Here is a 19,886-nt window from a genome sequence, read left to right on the forward strand (position 1 = left end):
ATCTTCTTCTACCAGGTTAACCCAAGCAAAAGACTAAAGTCTGAGTGTATGTTCATGGGATAAAACAAAACATAATTCGCGAACTCCAAACAATAAACCTATATAAACCGACAACAAACTTGTTATCAGACTTATACAAAGTCTTATTTTTTAAAATAAGTACGTTCCTACTACCCCCAAATAAATAAATCATGTTTGGGTCTGAACGTGTTCAGGTAGTAAAAACTTTCCAATAACTGAGGCAACGGGACTGCACATGCCAAAGCAGCTTTTAATTACTTTGGCGTGAATGTTAAGGCGAGTGTAGAAAACATAGTTTGCAAGTAGAACGGGTGTACTGATCAGTATCTCCCCGGCTAATTGTGCTTATAAAGGAATACAAATATAGTTTTTAATTAATAGAAAAAGAAAATATCCAAAATTTTATCAAATATAAAACAGCCATAATATCTGGTGGACGACAAGGAGGTCAACTAAGCTTACGGCGTTTCATTTCCCGGCTAACCAATTCAAGTTCTCTGCTCATATCTCCTGTTACAGAACTGTTCTCTTCCGCCCTACGAACAAGGTAGGGAACGACCTCACTGACTTGTCCGTAAACGACATATTTAGCTACATTGAACCCTGCTTCAGCCAGGTTAAATGTCAAGTGATCACTCATGCCATAGAGTTGGCAAAAATTCAGATGGGGATGATTTCTTGGGATACCTTTCTCTACAATCAACTCTGCCAGTAAACGGGCACTGTCTGCATTGTGTGATGCATTGCAGGAGGCAATTTCTTCATAATGATCAACACAAAACCGAATGGCTGTATTAAAGGCATCATCCGTAGCGGCCTTATTAGGCTGAATGGGGGAAGGATAACCCATTTCCACTGCTCTTGCTCGTTCTTTATCCATGTAGGCTCCACGAACCATTTTAGCACCGAGTTTATAGCCACCGCGTTTTGCTAATTGGTAGGAATCAAAAAGGAATTGTAGTCGATCATGGCGATACAACTGAAAAGTATTGTATACCACGACTTTCTCGCGATTATAACGACGCATCATCACTGTTACCAGGTGATCGATGCTGTCTTGTATCCAGCTCTCCTCGGCATCAAAAAACACACCAACACCATGGGTGCAGGCCACATGGCAAATGGCATCCATCCGTTTGAGAACCACTTTGTATTCCTGGCGGGTAGCCGGCGTAAAAGGTTCACCTTGTTGCAAATTTTCAAGCAATCCAAAGCGAGCTAGGCCACTTATTTTGGCACTTACAACCGGTACATTATCATTGTGTTTAGCAAACTCAATCGACCGGATGGTTTCCTTCATAGTCTGGTTATAGTCATCCTCCGTTACTTTAGCTTCGGCACCATAATCCAGAATAGTAAGGGTATTAAATTTTGCCAATTGATCAATAGAAGGCAAACTCTCCAACAGGGTCGTTCCTCCACAAAATTGGGCAAAAATAGTATTCTTAACCATTGTCTCTACAAATGGCAATTTCATTCGGATAGCCGCAAGCCCTAACTTTGATCCCAGGCTTACCAACCAGGCTTTATTCATTACACCAAATAACCACGCTGCTTTTTTCAGCTCGGCATCGGTCTTATGAGCAAAGGCAATTTCCGTATTTGCAAAATTGAGTTCCAGGAACTCCTCCCCTACCATTCCTTTAGCAATGGCTTTGGTTTTTTCCAAATCTTTGGGCACAGGTTTACCTAGTTTCTTCATCTTTTTTCGAGATATCTTCTTTGTTTCTCCAAATAGACCAAGCAGCTTCAGCTTGTCCATGTAACATTGCTAAGCCGTTGAGGGTTGCCGCTCCTCGCTCTCGGCCGCGTTTAAGAAATAGGGGTTCAGTAGGATTGTATACTAAATCATAGAGGCGATGACCTTTTCCTAAACAATGATACGGAATATCAGGACAAGTTTCAATATTTGGCGACATTCCCAGTGGTGTGGTATTAACAATTAGGTCGACACCTGCGATTATTTCTTCATTCAAATCTTGATAGGACCATTGTCCTGCTATCGGATTTCTAGATACATAATGAAAATTGATACCTTTCTTCTTTAACACCCAAGCGATTGCTTTAGCAGCGCCTCCTGTACCTAGTATTAATGCATTGGCAGAAGGGCCACCGTTTTCCATCAGAAAATCATCAAGGCTTTCTTCAAAGCCCATAACATCTGTGTTATACCCTATGAGTTTTCCATCCTCAAACAATATCGTATTCACCGCTCCAATATCAGCAGCAGCAGGGCTCAATTCATCTAAATAAGTCATTACCGCTTCTTTGTACGGAATGGTAACATTTAGCCCTAAAAGACCCGGCTTGCTAGCAATTAAGGCTGGCAGATCTGCAATTTGCGGTAACGGATACGTTTCATAACAAAACTGATCCGAAACCCCGATCTGAGCAAACTTCTCCGTAAAATAACCTTCTGAAAAAGAATGGGACAAGGGGTAGCCTATGAGGCCAAAATAAGTCATCATGATGCAGAAGAATTACTGGCACCTGCCTTTTCCACGACGAAGATGGTAACAAAACCTATCACCATCAACACGATTACCGGCAATAACTGGGCATCATTGCCATAGAAAAAATTATCGGTCAGTTGCCCAAAAGAGGAAGGGCTCACGCTATTGGAAAACAATACCTGCTCCTCTCCTTTGCTATTTATTCTGGTTTCAAGGACCTCTTGCCAAGGCCATACTTTATTCAGGCTTCCAAGCATAAAGCCCGTCAGGCCCGCCATAGTAAGGTCGCGATGGTGCTCAAACAACCAGGATAACACCCTCGCAAAGGTCAGTACACCTACTACACAGCCCAGCCCAAAAACACCTAATGTTACCACCGCACCAAGGTCATGCTGTTCCAAAACCCCTTCCTTGAGGGTCCGGTGCAGAATAAACTGATACATCCCTAACAGCAACAACATAAAACTGCCCGAAAGGCCTGGTAACATCAAAGCCGAGATAGCAATGACGCCACAAAGGAAAACATACAATAAAGAGTCGCTTCCTTGAGCAGGAGTAGCAATGGTCACCCAATAAGCCAATGCAGCTGTAAGTAAAAGCAGGAGCACCGCGGATAATGACCACCCTTCCACTTTACGGCCAATGTAAATAGCAGAAGCGGCAATCAGTCCAAAAAAGAAGCCCCAAACCGGTAAAGGGAAATTGGTCAGCAGGTAGGACATCCCGAAAACGCCGAGTAGAATACCCAACACCATCCCTAAAAATAGGCGAAGGAGAAAATTTCCGTCTATCTTTTCCCAGAAGGCAGCAAAACCTTCTGTGCGCCATAGCTGAATAGCTGGTAGAAAACTACCTATACTCTCTAATAAGCGCTCATATATCCCCGTAATAAAGGCAATGGTTCCTCCGGATACGCCCGGAATAGTTTCCGCGACTCCCATGGCTGCGCCCTTCAAAATGAGGGCTAAATGTGCTAGTGATTTCTGCATTCTGCAAAGGTAGCAGAAATTGGAATTAGATTCAGGTGGAAGGGGTGTAAAAGTGTAAGGGTGTAAGGGTTAAAAATTTGCCAAGTAGGCGTATTTTCGACAACGTCGGAAGTATGCCACTAGAGGTAACCTTCCAACTTTTACACCTTTACACCTACCCAACCCTTACACCACTTTAAATCCCCGTCAATGCTTGCATCACGTAAACCAGTACAATACTAATAACGAGGCCGAAAGTAACTTTACCCAAGTCCATTCCTACCATCCGGAAGGTGCCTTTGAGTGAAACCTCTTGCTGCTTGGCTTCAAGGTAGAAGACAAAACCGCGAATAGCGATAGCACCAGCAAACAATAAAATAAGAGCATCGCTAACATCCTTTTGCAAGTATACGACGACTCCAATCAGTACAATCAGCAACACATTGAGGCTCATTCCCAGATACTTCAAACTAGCAGAGAGTGAACCTGGTGCTTTTTCTTTACTCAACAGGTAACGGATGGCAATTTCGCGACCAGCCAAAAGACCTAAGAATACCCAGGTCGTAGACATAGGAACATTGCTGTACTGCTTGAAAAACAAGAGTACTAATGCATACAAAAAGTCTATCAATGTAGCTGAGCGAATATCAACTGTATTGGTTTTGGCCTTTACAATTTCCTGAATGCTTCCTCCACGAGAATAGAAAATGTAACCAAGCATAAGTAAGAGCACCGTTAACGATATACCAATCTCTGTCGCGCTCAAAGCCCGAGGTAGATAAACATAAATATTAGCAAAATCCTGGATCAACCACTGCCCCCATAAGAAACCTGTAGATGACCATTGGAGTACTGTCCAAACACGTTTTTCCTTAGCGGAAATGGGGTTCTCGATAAAACGCTTATCCAACAAACGGGTGATGACCTGCCATACCAGAATTGCAAGTGCAAAAGCCAGTACATAGCCTAGCAAAGACTTCATCGTCATATCCATCAAGCCTTTGGGCTTGAAGAACGTAAGGATTAGGAAGGACGTACTCACCGGAATCCCCGTCCGTGTTAAAACCATCAGCACCAATGGTGGCAGTAGATATGGCCAAGACATATCTTCAATGAAAGGGTATTTTTCGAGGCGCCCGTAGCTTACGTCACCACTATATTGAGCCCAACCATAGAGGAGGGTAAAGGCGAGAATACTGCCTGCAAACAACCACAATACATACCAAGGCCGCTCTTCATTAGAAGAAAGAAAGGTTCCCAGGGTTTGGATAGAGTCATTACCAACAACAGAATAGCCGGCCAGAATAAAGCCAAACCACATGATAAGAAAGGTAGGATCCATTATGAGGTACTTGGTACTTAGTACAGCGTACTAGGTAAGTGGATGATGGAGCAAATATATTAATTTGCGGGGGTAAGCTTGCTCTCTGATGTTAAGCCAGTGTTAAGTTTACAAATAAACGCCCTGCGGCTAGCCGCAGGGCGTTAGTGATTACGGTTAAGTAACCTAGTGCTTCTTTATAATGGTGATCTTACATGCTGTAAGAAACGCCGAAGCTGAATTCAATTCCACGCTTGTAGTTTTGGAAAACATACTCCTGACCTTTAAAGTCAGAATAACGGCGGAAGTCAGGGTTCAGAAGGTTCCGAGCCCGGAAAGTGGTTTTGAATCCACTGATTTTCTTACTCAAGGAGAAATCCAGCTGGCCACGACCTTTCTCAAATATATCAGGTGTACCTACTGCACCAACAGATGCCAAACGATCATCAAAGTAGTTGTATGCCAAAATACCGTCCCATCCTTTCTCTGCATTGGTATAACTCAGGTTTAGGTTAGCAACGATAGGTGACTGGCCAGCAAATTGGCGCTCACACTCAAAGTCAGGGTCAACATCACGGCTAAGCTCACATTCAAGTTCATCAATGGTAACAGAACTGTTGATGTAGGCCAGGTTGGCACTGATATTGAATTCTTCCAAGGTAGGTGTAATAAAGTCGAGGTTCTTACGAACTTCAATCTCTGCACCGTACAATTCTCCTGATTCTGTGTTCTCCCAGGTAAACTGAGGGTTGCCAGCAAAACGGTATGTTGATACGATAGGATCTGTGAACTTCTTGTAGAAGGCACTTACTGCCAGTACTTCACCAGAATTTGGGAATACTTCGTAACGCAAATCCAGGTTGGTGATGTTAGTGATCGTCAAATCAGGGTTACCAAACAAGGTAGGCTCACCAATAGCTCCAAACGAACCGAATGGTGCAACTTCTCGCATATTAGGACGAGCAATAGTTTGGGTTGCACTGGCACGTAGATTAGCGTTATCAGATACTGCATATACCAGGTTCAAGGCAGGTAATAAAGAGAACGTATCAATAACCGCTTCATTACGTTCGATACGATCAAAATCAGGCGACTCTTTTGCTAACTCTGAAGCTACAACATCACTTTCAACTTCGATATTCGTTTGCTCAGCACGAGCACCAGCAATTACTTTTAGCTTACCAAACTCCAAAGTCGTCATCAGGTAACCAGCAGCGACATCATACTTACCGATATAACTGTTGCTCAACAACGAGTTGTCAATGAGATATACACCGATAACATTGCTACCAGGCTCACCACCAACAATACCTATATTGTCTGAACCAAAGTAAGCAGCTGCATCACCCTCTAATTCGCCAAAAGTTTGGCCGTCACGCTGGCCGTAGATATATTGTACTTCGTTGAAGTCACGTTCCTTGGTATTGTAGAGACCACCGAACTTGATACTGTTACCTTTCGCCTTCTTTTGCAGAAAAGGAACAGTGATATCCAACTTCCCTTGGTAGGTATCATCGGTAAGATCGCGCCAAAAACGAGTAGGGAGCGTAAACTGTGATTCGTTAATATCAAATCGATCTTGGTCAAAGCCATAAGCGAAGAAACGCAAATCTGGCTCGTTCTGTTCAGAATCAACGTAGTTGGCTGCCCATTCTATACGGGTTTTATTTAGCCCTACAAGCGTATGCTCACCGCTAACAACATAGCTGATAAGTTCACGTTGAAGTAAGCTTTGCGTTTGTGAAGAGAAATAATTTCCTTCTCCACCAATACCGTAATCATCGTAATCGCCAACCAATTCACGCCCTGTCAGGAACGACTGGTGGCTGTAAATACTGTAAACATTAATCGCATTAGAGCTATTAGGACGGAAAGAAAGACCTAACATACCGTTTACGGTAGGAGATTCTTCGCTCTTTGCTTCAGTAAGTCCAAAGTTGGCCAATAGGATATCTTCTCCCGGAGAGGCGAAGTAACTAGCGTTTGTTCCGTTCTTAAACTGGGTAAAATCTTTTGAGTAGCTACCTGTCGCAAAAACACCCAATTTGGCATTTCCCCCAAACTCGAATTGGTTTCCTACGCTGAAGCTAAGGCTGTGATCAATCCCTGCATCCATAACAACTGGCTGCATATTGTGCTCTAGTGAACGAATACCTTTGTCCAGAAATCCGGCAATCTCATCATCTCTACGAGACTCACGGGCTGCACTACGCTCGAAAGCTCCAAGTTCGCGGGCTGCAGGATCAATAATAGCTGATGGGATATCAGCACTGCCATCCAGAAAACCAAGACCATCTATCCCAGGGTTGGCGTAGCCAAGAAAGTCTTCCGTCAGGTTATTTTGTGAATTATAAGCTGCTGAAGCAGAAACAGACCAAGTAAAACGCTCTGGTAAAGCTTTCAGCTTAATGTTTACACTACCTCCGGTAAAATCACCAGGAAGATCAGGTGTAAAAGTTTTTGAGGTTACGATGTTATCAAGAATACTGGTTGGAATAAGGTCCAACTGTGCGCTGTTGCGGTAAGGATCAATTGAAGGTAAACGTAAGCCGTTAAGGGTAGTTGCAGAGTAGCGATCACCTAAGCCACGTACATATACATACTTGCCGTCAACAATGGTAGTACCTGTTACTTTTGTCAAGGCAGCTGCCGCATCTCCTGCACCAAGGCGAGAGATTTCCGCAGAGGAAATGATATCCTGTACCTTGTCCGCTTTCTTGCGCAGCATCAATACTGCGTTTTCGCTACGCTCCAAGGCTTTTTCTACCACTACAATCTCTTCCAGGTCAATTCCCCCCTCTTCCGCAGAAAGGACGATATCGACAACCGTGGTTTCATTAGCCACTACGACTGCTTCTACCTTGGTATCAGGATAACCAATGTAGCTGGCAACAAGCGTGTAAGTTCCCGGAGCAATCTGGAAGGTGAATTTCCCGTCAATGTAATCTGATTGCCCGCCGATAGAAGTTCCTTCGGCGAGGATGTTGGCTCCGTAAAGGATTTCGCCCTCGGAATCATAAATGGTGCCCGTAATTGCACCCTTTTGAGCTTGTACGCTTAACGCTAAGAACAAGCTAAGAATTAAGATAAATGCGTTTCGCATTGGAATAGTAAATTTTGCACTAGTTACTAAATCAAATGTGGCTTCGTGCGTTTTTTACACTAAGCTTTTACAAAGGTCGATGATTAGCTTAAACTAGGTGTTAAATATTCCGCAGTAATGTTAACCTTACGTAAACGACAATGCTTATTACTAGAATTTAAAAAATCGCCAAATAATATTCCGAACTACCTCATTATGAGTTCTTAAGAATTCTATAGCTATTGCTAAAAAATGAAATTATTTGGGTTAAAACAACAATCTCCCCCACCCAAAAAGGATGGAGGAGACCATATATAAGCTTAGGTATGTCAATTACACAATACCCCATATAAGCTATTAACGTACCGATTAATGGTTCACAACCAGTTTCTGCAAAAGCTGTGTTCCTTCTGCTTCCAATACAATTACATACACCCCAGCAGGAAGTACACGAGTATTGATGGTTACCGCCTGAGGGCCATCATTTAGGCGCTCATTAGACATAACAGTCATAACAGAACGACCAAGCGCATCTACTACAGAAACATTTACGCTAGCTGCAGCAGGCAGTTCGAAGGTAACCATGGTCTGCTGATTTGCAGGGTTAGGAACAGGAGCATCCAAAAGGAAGCCGTTACCAAACTGAGTATTCACGTCTGTGGCAAGATCTACAACACCGTACTCATTCATCGCTGTCCAGCCCAGGTACCAAGGAGTACCAAAAGGACCATTACCAGGGGCAAAAGCACCATAGTAAGCAACATCTTCAAAGAAGTCATCAGAAGTTCCTACGGCACCAGAAGCAGCTGGTTGGCCATACTGAGGGCGTGGATCGATTGGGCCACTACGATCCATGTTTTGTAAAACAGGATCTTCAATGACATTACCATTGGTGGTAAAGGTAGCAGCAACAGTAGCAGAACTACCATCAACGACTACTTCGTCTGTGTCTACTGCGACAAATAGGTCAGCATCAGTAGTTCCTGCACCAAATCCAAAGAAGAAGTTATTATTGAATGCCAAGTCGCCCGCTTGCAAGCGATCAAAAGCATCATCTCCTTCACGATCCTCAATCGCAACTGCGATACCAGGAAAATCGGTAAAGATCGAGTTGTTGTAGAAACCACCAGCGTTATCACGCATAAGGATAGCGAAATCATCCGCATCACCACCAGGCAGGTTGGTTACATCTGCTCCTAAACCTATGTAAGTAGCATTGTAGATAGTTGGCTGGCTGAAAGGAGCTTGATTGTCAGGGTTAGCGCCATCATGCTCACCAGCACGGCCGGTAGAGTTGTCTGGGTTCTGAACAGAGAACCAGAATTGACCACGACCACGGTAACCGAAGTCATAATCAAAGGCATCGTCACCACAACCAGAAACGGCGGCGTGCTTAACATCTACGGTTCCACCAAAAAACTCAATACCATCATCAAGGTTAGCGATAACTTCGATGTAGTCAATTTCTGTACCTGATCCTACACCACCAAGTGTAAGACCGTTGATCTCATCACCAGGAGAAAGAGCTGCACCACCGTGGCGGATAGAAACGTAACGTAGAACACCACTATTGTCGGCATCATCAGGAGTGTCACCACCACCAAAAGCAGTACGTGGTTCAACAGTAATACCTTCAATGTTATCAACACCACCTGGACGGGCAATAGTAGCATTACCAAGGATGATTAAACCACCCCATTCGCCACGATCTTCGATAAGAAAATCCTCTGAATCGTTTAGATCATCATCAGCAGCGGTAAAAATAATGGGGTCAGCAGAAGTACCGTTGGCAAAGATTTGTGCGCCTTGAGTAATGATCAAGCCAGAAGTGTTGTCACCAGTAGTGATTAGGTTAGCCTCTTGGCCACGGATCACCGTACCAGCTTCGATGTTTAGCACACCACCTTCCTCCAAGAATACAAGACCATCAAGGATATAACACTGGTCAGAAGTCCAGTTGTAAGTATTATCACCCTGGAGGTCTGCATCAGTGATGATGTTACAGTCAAACTGGTCGATAGGTGTCACTAGGTCTCCTAAGTAACCATAAGCATCAAGTGCTGTCCAACCGTTCAACCACAATTCGTTGTTACCAAAAGCGCCACGGTAACTAACCTGCTGGAAGAAACTATCTCCGCCAGTAGGGTTACCACCCAAATCTGGGCTACCAGCATTCAAGCGTGGATCAAGGCCACCATCTGGTGTACGGCTGATACCCGCAAGTGTAGGATCAGCAAATGTATTGTTAGCAGCAGAAAGATTAGCCGCGACATCTGAAGAAGAAGCAACTTGTACTTCGTTCTGATCAACAGCTGTAAACAATGCAGCAGCATTGCTGCCCGCACCAAAATCAAACCAGGTATTATTGGTATAAGCCAAATCGCCCGCTTGAAGGCGTTCGAAAGAACTTTCTGTATCGCGATCTTCAACCGCCAAACCAACAGATGGGAAGCCAGTGAAGATAGAGTTATTGTAAAAACCACCTGCGTTATCACGCATCAAAATACCGAAATCATCTGCATCACCACCAGAACCGGTAGCACCATTTCCAATACCAATATAGGTAGCATTGTAAATAGTAGGCTGACTGAATGGAGCTTGATTATCAGGGCTAGCACCATCGTGCTCACCAGCACGGCCGGTAGAATATTCAGCACTCTGAAGAGAGAACCAAAACTGCCCCTTACCACGGTAACCAAAATCATAATCGTAAGAATCATCACCACAGAAAGACACCGCAGCGTGCTTAACGTCTACTGTACCTCCAAACCACTCGATACCATCATCAAGGTTGGCGAATACTTCTACGAAGTCAATTTCAGTGCCTGACCCTACCCCACCAAGTGTGAGGCCGTTAATTTCGTCACCAGGAGCCAAAGCAGCTCCACCGTGACGGATAGATACATAGCGTAGAATACCACTATTATCTGCATCATCAGGAGTGTCACCGCCACCAAATGTGGTACGTGGCTCAACCGTAATGCCTTCGATGTTATCCATGCCACCTGGGCGAGCAACAGTAGCATACCCAAGAATGATCAGACCACCCCACTCACCACGATCTTGTGCCGTAAAATCACCACCGTCGGCAATATCATCATCTTCAGCAGTAAAAATAATAGGATTATTAGCCGTACCTACTGCGTAAATCTGAGCACCACGAGTAATGATCAATGCAGAAGCATTATCTCCCACATTAGGTTTAGCACGGACGACTGTCCCTGCTTCGATGTTCAGGCGCCCGCCTTCTTCGAGAAAAACAAGACCATCTAATACGTAAGTATTGTCATTGGTCCAGTTATAAGTTTGTCCAGCTTCTAAATCAGTATCTGTGATATTCACAACTGTTTGTGCTGAGAGCGAAAATACTGACATGATTGCCAGTGCGAATAAAATGTAGAGCTTACCGTTCATTAGTGCAGCTATTAGTTTGATTAATTCGCTGCAAAATTACCGGCACTACCTTAACTGGGCTTTAAACCGTCTTTAAATTATTGTAAATAAAACACTAAGACGAGATCAAAATAGACAGCAAAAAAAGCACAAACAACTACAATGCAACTACTTATAGCGTAAACTAAAGATTAAGTTCGCTCAGAAGACTCCATTATATTCCAATAGCCATCTAAAAGAAAAAATATTGCCACAATACCCAATAGGCAAGCTGTAAAGAAAGCTACTGCAATATCTAACCAATACCAGCCTGTGAGATGTGTAATTAACAAAACCACCGCCAAGCTACCAGAAAGAACCGGAAACAAGGACCCTGTCAGCCGGCGGCTTAACGCTGAGAAGTGTTCTTCTTTGAATTGGATCAATAACCGGGATAGTAAAATCAAACCTCCAAAACCGAGTATAACAACCGGCAGTGCCTCACTGGTTAACACAGTGCTCCCCTCTTCCCAACGTATGTAGGATTCATTCATGAGTAAACCACATAACAGAAGTACAAAAAAACTAATGAGTAATTGTGCTAATAATTGCCATTTACGAATGGGCTTCAAGCAAAAAAACAACAGGATAACGGTAAGGATAAGCTGAAGGATACCCTGACCAAATACCAAGACAGACCCTGTTCGCTGGCAAAACTGCCATTGCACCAGCGTAAGTAATATGGAAGCAACAGCAAAGACAAAAATTAATAAAACAGAAGGACGAACGGAGGATGGAGTAGTTAGCGTAGATTTCACAAGTGGCTGTTTTAACTGAAAATGGTGGCCAGTGACAAGATTCTCTGACCACCATTACAGCAAAAATGGTGAATTGCTATGAACTAAAAGTTAAGAATACTACTTTTCGTCTTTTGACCGCCGAATTTGGGTATTTAACAAACTGGTCGATTCAGCTTCTTTACCGCCATAATAATGGTCTTTATCCATAGTCATATTCGGGCCACCAAAAAGGATGCGCCACCATGCTCTGGGGGTGCGATAAGTAGCCATATCCTTGAAGATAGCGACCCATTCATGAAAAACCAGCCATACAGGGTTGTAACTATTCACCTGTGTGAGAATCCCATAACTCACTTTTTCTTCTTCCCCCTGAAAGGTGCCAAATATTCTATCCCAGATAATCAAGGTAGAGCCATAGTTCTTATCAAGGTACTTATCATTGGTGCCATGGTGTACCCGGTGGTGACTAGGCGTAACAAAGATATATTCAATCGGGCGAGGCATTTTCTTGATGAGCTCTGTGTGTATCCAAAATTGGTACAAAACCTCTATTTGGTTAGCTATAAAGAATACTACCGGGTGAAAGCCCATCAGTGCAACAGGTATAAAAAAGATAATCTTCAAGTGCTGTGTCCAGGATAACCGGAAGCCAACAGTGAAGTTGTATTGCTCAGAATTATGGTGTGTCACGTGAGTAGCCCACCACATACGCTGTTCGTGTGCTATTCTGTGTGCCCAGTAGCGGCAAAAATCGATAGCAAGCATACAAAGGATATAAGACCACCAAGTTGGAGGAATAAACCAAGGCACTACATTGTAGAAATAAAGAATAATTCCGAAAGTCAGCGTTTTGACCAAGGCACTAACACCAATATTACCAACGCCAATGATAAAAGCCGAGAAACCGTCCTTACCATCATAATCCTGTTTGAGTTCACGGGTTCGAATGTACCATTCCAAAAACACTAAAAAAAACATAACAGGGGCTGCCCAGATAATCAGTGGTGGCAAATCCATGGATAGTATTTGCTCTACTGTGAAAATTGGTTTTTCCATAATAAGTTTACAATTGCGATTTTTTCCTCAAAGAAGATTCATAAAAAAGCTGCCTTTTATTGACAAGCAATAAAAGAAAAAATAACTTCGAAGGAATAGTGAGTCTTGTAATAAACCGAAAGATACTGCCTTATTGGCGAAAATTCGCTATCACCCAAGCCTTTCTTTTACTTATTTACGGCGCACAGACAAAAGAGGGATAACGGCAGCTAAATAAAAGTGACCGGAATTACCTTAAGGTTAATCCGGTCACACAAGACTAATATAAGCTTCAGTCTAGGAGTACTAATTGTTGATAAAAACGTATCAAGCAACTCGTATTTACCTCATAAGGGTAATATCGCCAGAAATCATTTCCACATTTCCATTGATAAATTCAACTTCTGCCATGAATACAAAAACCTGTGGATTCATTAAATCTCCTTTGAAGACACCGTTCCAGCCCTCTTGAGGAATATTGGGCATAAAGCCACTATTTTCGAAAACAGTAGCCCCCCAGCGATTGAAGATTTTGAAAGTCTTTATCTCTACCACAACGCCTTCCTGTGCTTGAATGAAAAACATATCATTTGCACCATCGCCGTTAGGAGAGAAAACATTGGGGATATAAACATCAAGGTTTTCGTTGACAATAACGGTCAAGTCATCCGAAGCTACACAACCATTTTCATCAATTACCTCAATACTATAACTGCTGGTTGAAAGCGGTGCTACTACCTGGTCAAGACAAGTAAAGCATAAAGTATCGCTTGTTGACCAGAGGAACGTATCAATAGCGAACGGGTTAATATTCACATTAGCTGTAAAACTGGCCGTTTCTCCGATATTGATGAATATATTTTCACCTAAATCGACTTCTAAATCGTTACCATCGGCTAGAACAATAGCCTCGGAGTAGGTACACCCGTTTGCGCTTTGTACACTCAATTCATAACTACCCGCCGCCAAGTTGTTGAAAATTGATGAGCTCCCGAAGGTTTCGCCATCTAACGAGTAGAGGAATGGTCCTTGTCCGCCAATGACGTTGCTAACGATAATTGCTCCATTCGAATCTCCCTGACAAGTTGGTGTTTCAAACTGCAAGTCTACGGCATCCGCAATTTCCGTGTTTTCCAAAACAACCACTTCATCAGTAGCCGTACAACCATTGTCCGAGTTGGTGACCAGGATGCTATACGTGCCCACCTGAGAAATACCCGGCGAAAGGGTCGTAGGATTGTTGATAGGTTGGCTGTTATCACCAGACCACTGGTAGCTGATTGTTCCCCCCTGGGTAGAACCACTGCCGTCTAATGAAACGACCGGATCAAGGCAATCCAATTCCGTATCGCTGCCAGCATCAGCTGTCGGAGGCTGAATATTCTGTATAACAGTAATCGTAGCGTCGTTGGTACAATCATTACCGGTGTCGGTAACCACCAAGGTATAGTCACCCGGTATATCCGTTGGAACGATTAAACCTGTACCAAAGGAATTGCCATTAAAGAACCATTCGTAGGTGATATTTTGCCCTATCGAGGAACCCGTTCCATCCAAATCAACTTCCATATCGGTACAGGTTAAGATACCCGACACATTAGGAGATGGTAATGGATAAGCGGTAATGTCATCGACAACTTGGCTGGCGGTGCTCACACACCCATTCTCGGTATCAGTTACTTGCAGGAAGTAAGTTCCTTCAGTATTCACCGTCAACGTATTGCTGGTTGCTCCTGAAATTGGGTTCATATCGCTATCCAACCACTGGTAAGCGATATTCGGGCCACTGGAGGAGTTGCTACCATCAATGTCAATCGTCAGGTTGTTACAATCAATTGGAATAACCAACTCGATCTCCGCGAGCGGGAACGCTTGGTTTTCCGTCACCAGTACGGTGTCTGTGGTGGTACAATTATTAAGGGTATTTTCTACCTCAATAACGTATTCTCCGGCCATAGTCACTTGAGGAGAATTTTGATTACTATTCGATGCAGTAATACCAGGTCCGGTCCAGGTATACATCATGTCAACTCCTTGATCCGAGCCACTTCCATCTAAAGTAACCGCTTGTATTAAGCAGGTCAATTCCATATCTGGTCCGGCACTGGCTACGGGAGCTACTCCCTGCTCAACCATTACCGTATCCAAGCCAACGCAATCCGCCAGGCTTTCGGTTACTTCCAAGATGTACATACCACCAGCACCTACCTCAATCATGGGGGTATTGCTAGCACCGACGATATTACCGTCGGGCGTAGTCCAGCTGTACTGTAAATTGCTGCCGGTTGAGTTACTACCATCTAGTGTAACAGATGGCAGGTCACATCCCATATTTACATCTGCGCCAGCATTGGCGACAGGCTGTGGTACGGCAGTGATGTCAACACTTGTAGTGCCCGTACAACCACCAAGGGTTGCAGTCAGGGTAACGGTACCAATGTCAGAAGGAACAACAATTTGATCCGTCGTTGCACCCGTTGACCATAGGAAGGAATAGCCCTGATCCAGTGGGTCAGCCGTTAAAGTAGCGAAGTCGCCTACGCAAATAGTAGTCTCACCTAAAATGGCAACGGTTAAGCTACCAACTTCATTGATCGTGGCCACATCAGCGGCAACACAATCATTGGCATCGGTTACCACTATCGTGTAATCCCCAGCAGGAAGGTTGTTGAAAGTGCCATTATCTATTTGCACCATGCCATTCACCTCATAATTCAGCGGTGGCGTACCGCCCATAACATTGATTACCAGAGCACCATCAGCGGTACCGCACGAGGCATCAGTTATTTCAATACTGGCAATCGTAGGTGCACCTTCGTTGCTTACCGCAACTATACCGGTAATGGTACAATTGTCGTCCATCACAGCGTAGTCGTAACCACTTGCGGCAACATTAGTAAAGACATTGTTTGTGGTAAACGCTCCACCATCGAAAGAATATAACAAAGTGCCGTTTCCTCCACTGGCTTCGATCGTCACCATACCGTCGGCAGAACCACAAGTTGCATTCATCACCATTACATCATCTACCACTGGTGCTGCCAGGTCATCAATAGTAAACATCTGCATTGCCGAGCAACCATTGACATCCGCAACGGTGACCGTGTAGGTGCCTGCTTGCAAATCACTGAAGGTATCCTCATTCTGAGGGATGCCCGTAATGTCATAAGTATAGGGTGATGTTCCCCCAGTAGCCGTAATTACAGCCATACCATTGTTTTCACCACAGGTAGCGGCGGTCACGGCAATGTCGGTAATCATTGGGGCACCATCCTCTTCGACGGTAATCATTTGGCTAACTGCACATCCTGCGTTGTCGGTGACGGTGACGGTATACACACCGGCCATCACATTCGTAAATTCATTACTTGCCTGTGGTGCATTACCATCCAAGGCGTACATCAACGGAGCTTCGCCACCAGTGGCAGTAACGGTAATTGTTCCAGTTGAGCCACCACAAACAGAATTGGCAGCAACAATATCCGTAATCGTTGGACAGCCTCCTTCGTTGACAATAGCCTCCGCAGTAGCCGTACAGCCATTCGCATCGGTCACCACAATCGGATAAGTACCTGCACCTAATCCTGTGAATGTTGCCATCGAGGGATCAGTAATATCCGTCCCGTCTACCGCAAAGGTATAAGGCGGTGTACCACTGCTAGCGGATACCGTAATGGAACCATCCATGTTACCGTTCGTAGCATCTACTACTGTTATATTATCAATGCTTGGTCCGTTCATATCGTTAATAGTAGCTGATCCATCAATCATACAGCCATTAGCATCAGTTACGGTAAACGGATAAACGCCAGCACCTAAGTTTTGAAATAGGCCATTGTCTACTTGTACTACTCCATTACACTCAAAGATGTAAGGAGATGTACCACCAGAAACTATGATTTCCTTAGAACCATCAGCCTGGCCACAACTGGCATCGACGATGAGTACCTCCTCTAACACCACACCTAGAGCACCAATTACTTCCACACTGGAACTGGCCACACAACCGTTGTTATCTTCTACTTCTATGCCATAAATTCCGGCAGGAAGATTATCGAAAACAACAGTTCCTGCGGTTTGCAAGGTCACACCGTTTACGGTAACGTTATAAGGAGGAGCTATCCCCGAAACCATCACTGTGATTGTTCCGTTTGCCGTTCCACAGGTAGCATCGGTAGCCACAGCACTGTCAATGCTTGGCCCACCCGCATCAGAGATATTGGCCGTGCCGGTAGCGGTACAACCATTGGCATCGGTTACCATAACCGCATAAGAACCCGAAGATAGATCGGTAAAGGTACCGTTATCAATCTGCTGGACACCATTACATTCGAAGGTGTAAGGGGCTGTTCCGCCCGAAACAGTAATTGTTTTGGAACCATCCGCTTGTCCACAAGTAGCATCGGTAGTCGTAATATCGGTGATCATTACCCCCGGCGTATTGCCAACTGTTGCGGTAGTAGTCACGACACAGCCATTGGCATCTTCTACGATGATTGGATCATAAACGCCTGGCAATAAACCATTGAAGACATTACTGACTTGCGTATTTCCAGCTACCGTATAAGCATAAGGTGGCAGCCCCTGAGAGGCATTGATGGTCAGTGTTCCGTTTGGCATATCGCAATTGGCATCGCCAACGGCTACATTATCGATCATCGGTCCATCCGTATCGCCGATGGTAACATCTTGGGTATCCGTACAACCATCAGCATCCGTCACTACAACCGTGTAAGTGCCAGCAGTCAGGTTTTCAAAAAGACCATTGTCTATTTGCTGAACTCCGTTGCACTCAAAGGTATAAGGCGCGTTGCCGCCAGAAACGATAACCGTTTTAGAACCATTTGCTTGACCACAAGTGGCGTCAACAGTAGTAATATCGGTGATCATCACACCTGGCGTATTGTCAATAGTAGCAGTAGTGGTACTCACACAGCCATTGGCATCGGTTACCTGAACCGGATAATTACCGGGCAGCAAGCTGGTGAATGTGTTATTGGGAGAAGTTTGGGTTACTCCATCTACCAGTACATCATACGGTGGCTGTCCCCCAGAAATGGTTACAGCTAATTCACCGCTTGCCATTCCACAGGTTGCGTTCATGGTGGATACGTTATCAATCACTGGTCCATCAGCATCCGTAATATTTACGGTACCCATTACCGTACAACCATTGGCATCCGTAACGATAAGTGTATAATTGCCAGAAGCCAACATCATAAAGGTGTTGTTCGGATCATTTTGCACTGTTCCAGCCAAGTCGTAGGTGTAAGGAGGTGTGCCTCCCGTTACGTTAATGGTGGCTGAACCATCCGCTTGATTACAGTTGGCATCAACCGTCATAATGTTATCAATGACGGGGGCTTCCGAACCACCTACTACCGCTGTACCCATGGCCGTACAGCCATTATCGTCCGTAATCATTACGGGATAGCTTCCTTCCTCCAAGTCGATAAACACATTGTCATCTACCTGATCTACACCGTTTAAAGTATAGGTAATAGGCGCTGTCCCACCTGTGACAAGTAGGGTAACAGAACCATTTCTATCGCCACAGGTAGCATCAACAATCGTAATATCGTCTAAGACCACACCAGCTGCATCGCCAATAACCACATTTTGCGTGGCGGTACAATTATTTGCATCCGTAACGATCAATGGATAAGTACCCGCTGCTAAACCGTTGAATGTTCCATTATCGATCTGAACAACACCGTTCAAATCATACGTAACGGGGGCAGGGCCACCCGACACGTTAATCGTTACAGCGCCGTCCATCAGGCCACAATTGGCGTCCGTCACATTCACACTATTGATGGCAACACCTGGAAGGTCGGCAATCGTTGCCGTTGTCGTAGCCGTACAGCCATTGGCATCAGTTACCAGGATGGAATAAGAACCATCATCCAAATTACTGAAGACATTATCGTCCGTCTGTGTAAAGGCACCGCTATTCAAATCGTAAGTAATTGGTGCTGTTCCTCCGGTAATATTGATGGTCAAAGAACCATTGGTCATTCCACAATTGGTATCCCCGGCTACCACATTATTGATTGTGGGTCCAGCGACGTTGCCTATAGTGACGGTACCTGAAGTTGAACAACCCGCAGCATCAGTGACATTCACCACGTGAGTACCTACCGACAAACCAGTTACCGTAACCGGACTAGCGTTGGTTACAACCTGGCCGTCAATAGTCACTGTAAAACCAGGTGTTCCGCCAGTAATCATTACGACAGCTTCCCCGTTGGCTTCTCCGCAAGTAGCATCGGTAGGATTGATATTGGTGATCATTGGTCCTCCAGCATCAGAGATGGTTACAGTGCCCGTCGCCGTACAACTATTGGCATCCATCACATTGACGGGATAAGTCCCCGCAGCCAAACCAGTTACCGTAACCGGACTATTGCCGTTAACCGTAATGCCGTTAATTTCCACATCATAGGGTGCTGTGCCGCCAGAGATCGTTACCACCGCTTGGCCATCAGCGCTACCACAAGTAGCATCCGTAGACGTAACGTTATCAATAGTGGGGGCGCCACTATCGTTAATCGTAACATTATCTGTATCGCTACACATATTGGCGTCCTCTACCTCCACCGGATAATTGCCCATTGGCAAGCCAGTAACGGTAAGTGGACTATTGCCCGTCACAGTAACCCCATTAACCGTCAATGAATAAGGAGCAGTGCCGCCCGTAAATGATACTTCAACAGCACCGTTGTTCTGTCCACAAGTAACATCCGTAGCTGTGACGTTGTCGATCGTTGGACCGCCAGCATCGTTGATCGTAACCGTACCTGAAACGGTACACATATTGGCATCCGTTACATT

9 protein-coding genes are annotated in these 19,886 nt (G+C 44.6%); all 9 read right to left on the bottom strand.

Translation table 11 applies throughout. From position 1 onward, the window contains the following. Positions 1-469: 469 nt before the first annotated feature. Entirely contained in the window at positions 470-1,723 is a 1,254-nt protein-coding gene (locus ACRBG0_RS09525; protein ID WP_431486665.1) for a proline dehydrogenase family protein, read from the bottom strand. Beyond that, positions 1,707-2,489 carry a shikimate dehydrogenase family protein gene (locus ACRBG0_RS09530; RefSeq protein WP_431486666.1) on the bottom strand — a complete coding sequence of 261 codons (783 nt, stop codon included), beginning with the start codon at positions 2,487-2,489 and terminating at the stop codon, positions 1,707-1,709. The genes ACRBG0_RS09525 and ACRBG0_RS09530 overlap by 17 nt, the downstream gene beginning before the upstream one ends. After that, complete coding sequence (locus tag ACRBG0_RS09535; RefSeq protein WP_431486667.1) at positions 2,486-3,463, bottom strand: DUF368 domain-containing protein; 978 nt, start codon at positions 3,461-3,463, stop codon at positions 2,486-2,488. Before ACRBG0_RS09535 ends, ACRBG0_RS09530 begins: the two co-directional genes overlap by 4 nt. A gap of 175 nt (positions 3,464-3,638) precedes the next feature. Further along, a complete protein-coding gene (locus ACRBG0_RS09540; protein ID WP_431486668.1) occupies positions 3,639-4,784 on the bottom strand; it encodes a hypothetical protein in 1,146 nt (381 codons plus the stop codon). 190 nt (positions 4,785-4,974) lie between these two features. Further along, positions 4,975-7,866: a TonB-dependent receptor domain-containing protein gene (locus ACRBG0_RS09545; protein ID WP_431486669.1), complete on the bottom strand. Its 2,892-nt coding sequence runs from the start codon at positions 7,864-7,866 to the stop codon at positions 4,975-4,977. Between the two features lie 348 nt (positions 7,867-8,214). Then, positions 8,215-11,259 carry a T9SS type A sorting domain-containing protein gene (locus tag ACRBG0_RS09550; RefSeq protein ID WP_431486670.1) on the bottom strand — a complete coding sequence of 1,015 codons (3,045 nt, stop codon included), beginning with the start codon at positions 11,257-11,259 and terminating at the stop codon, positions 8,215-8,217. 170 nt (positions 11,260-11,429) lie between these two features. After that, complete coding sequence (locus tag ACRBG0_RS09555; RefSeq protein ID WP_431486671.1) at positions 11,430-12,035, bottom strand: hypothetical protein; 606 nt, start codon at positions 12,033-12,035, stop codon at positions 11,430-11,432. Positions 12,036-12,134: 99 nt separating this feature from the next. Then, on the bottom strand, positions 12,135-13,073 hold the full coding sequence (locus ACRBG0_RS09560) for a sterol desaturase family protein (RefSeq protein WP_431486672.1): 939 nt from the start codon (positions 13,071-13,073) through the stop codon (positions 12,135-12,137). A 321-nt stretch (positions 13,074-13,394) separates the two neighbouring features. Next, positions 13,395-19,868, bottom strand: coding sequence for a gliding motility-associated C-terminal domain-containing protein (locus ACRBG0_RS09565; protein ID WP_431486673.1), 6,474 nt, complete (start codon positions 19,866-19,868; stop codon positions 13,395-13,397). Between the last annotated feature and the right edge of the window lie 18 nt (positions 19,869-19,886).

The organism is Lewinella sp. (assembly GCF_050633125.1).
Taxonomy (GTDB): domain Bacteria; phylum Bacteroidota; class Bacteroidia; order Chitinophagales; family Saprospiraceae; genus Lewinella.

Bases quoted from the DNA above. Each gene is read 5' to 3' on its own strand.
- ACRBG0_RS09525 (WP_431486665.1), bottom strand. From the start codon at position 1,723: ATGAAGAAACTAGGTAAACCTGTGCCCAAAGATTTGGAAAAAACCAAA.
- ACRBG0_RS09530 (WP_431486666.1), bottom strand. From the start codon at position 2,489: ATGATGACTTATTTTGGCCTCATAGGCTACCCCTTGTCCCATTCTTTT.
- ACRBG0_RS09535 (WP_431486667.1), bottom strand. From the start codon at position 3,463: ATGCAGAAATCACTAGCACATTTAGCCCTCATTTTGAAGGGCGCAGCC.
- ACRBG0_RS09540 (WP_431486668.1), bottom strand. From the start codon at position 4,784: ATGGATCCTACCTTTCTTATCATGTGGTTTGGCTTTATTCTGGCCGGC.
- ACRBG0_RS09545 (WP_431486669.1), bottom strand. From the start codon at position 7,866: ATGCGAAACGCATTTATCTTAATTCTTAGCTTGTTCTTAGCGTTAAGC.
- ACRBG0_RS09550 (WP_431486670.1), bottom strand. From the start codon at position 11,259: ATGAACGGTAAGCTCTACATTTTATTCGCACTGGCAATCATGTCAGTA.
- ACRBG0_RS09560 (WP_431486672.1), bottom strand. From the start codon at position 13,073: ATGGAAAAACCAATTTTCACAGTAGAGCAAATACTATCCATGGATTTG.
- ACRBG0_RS09565 (WP_431486673.1), bottom strand. From the start codon at position 19,868: ATGTGTACCGTTTCAGGTACGGTTACGATCAACGATGCTGGCGGTCCA.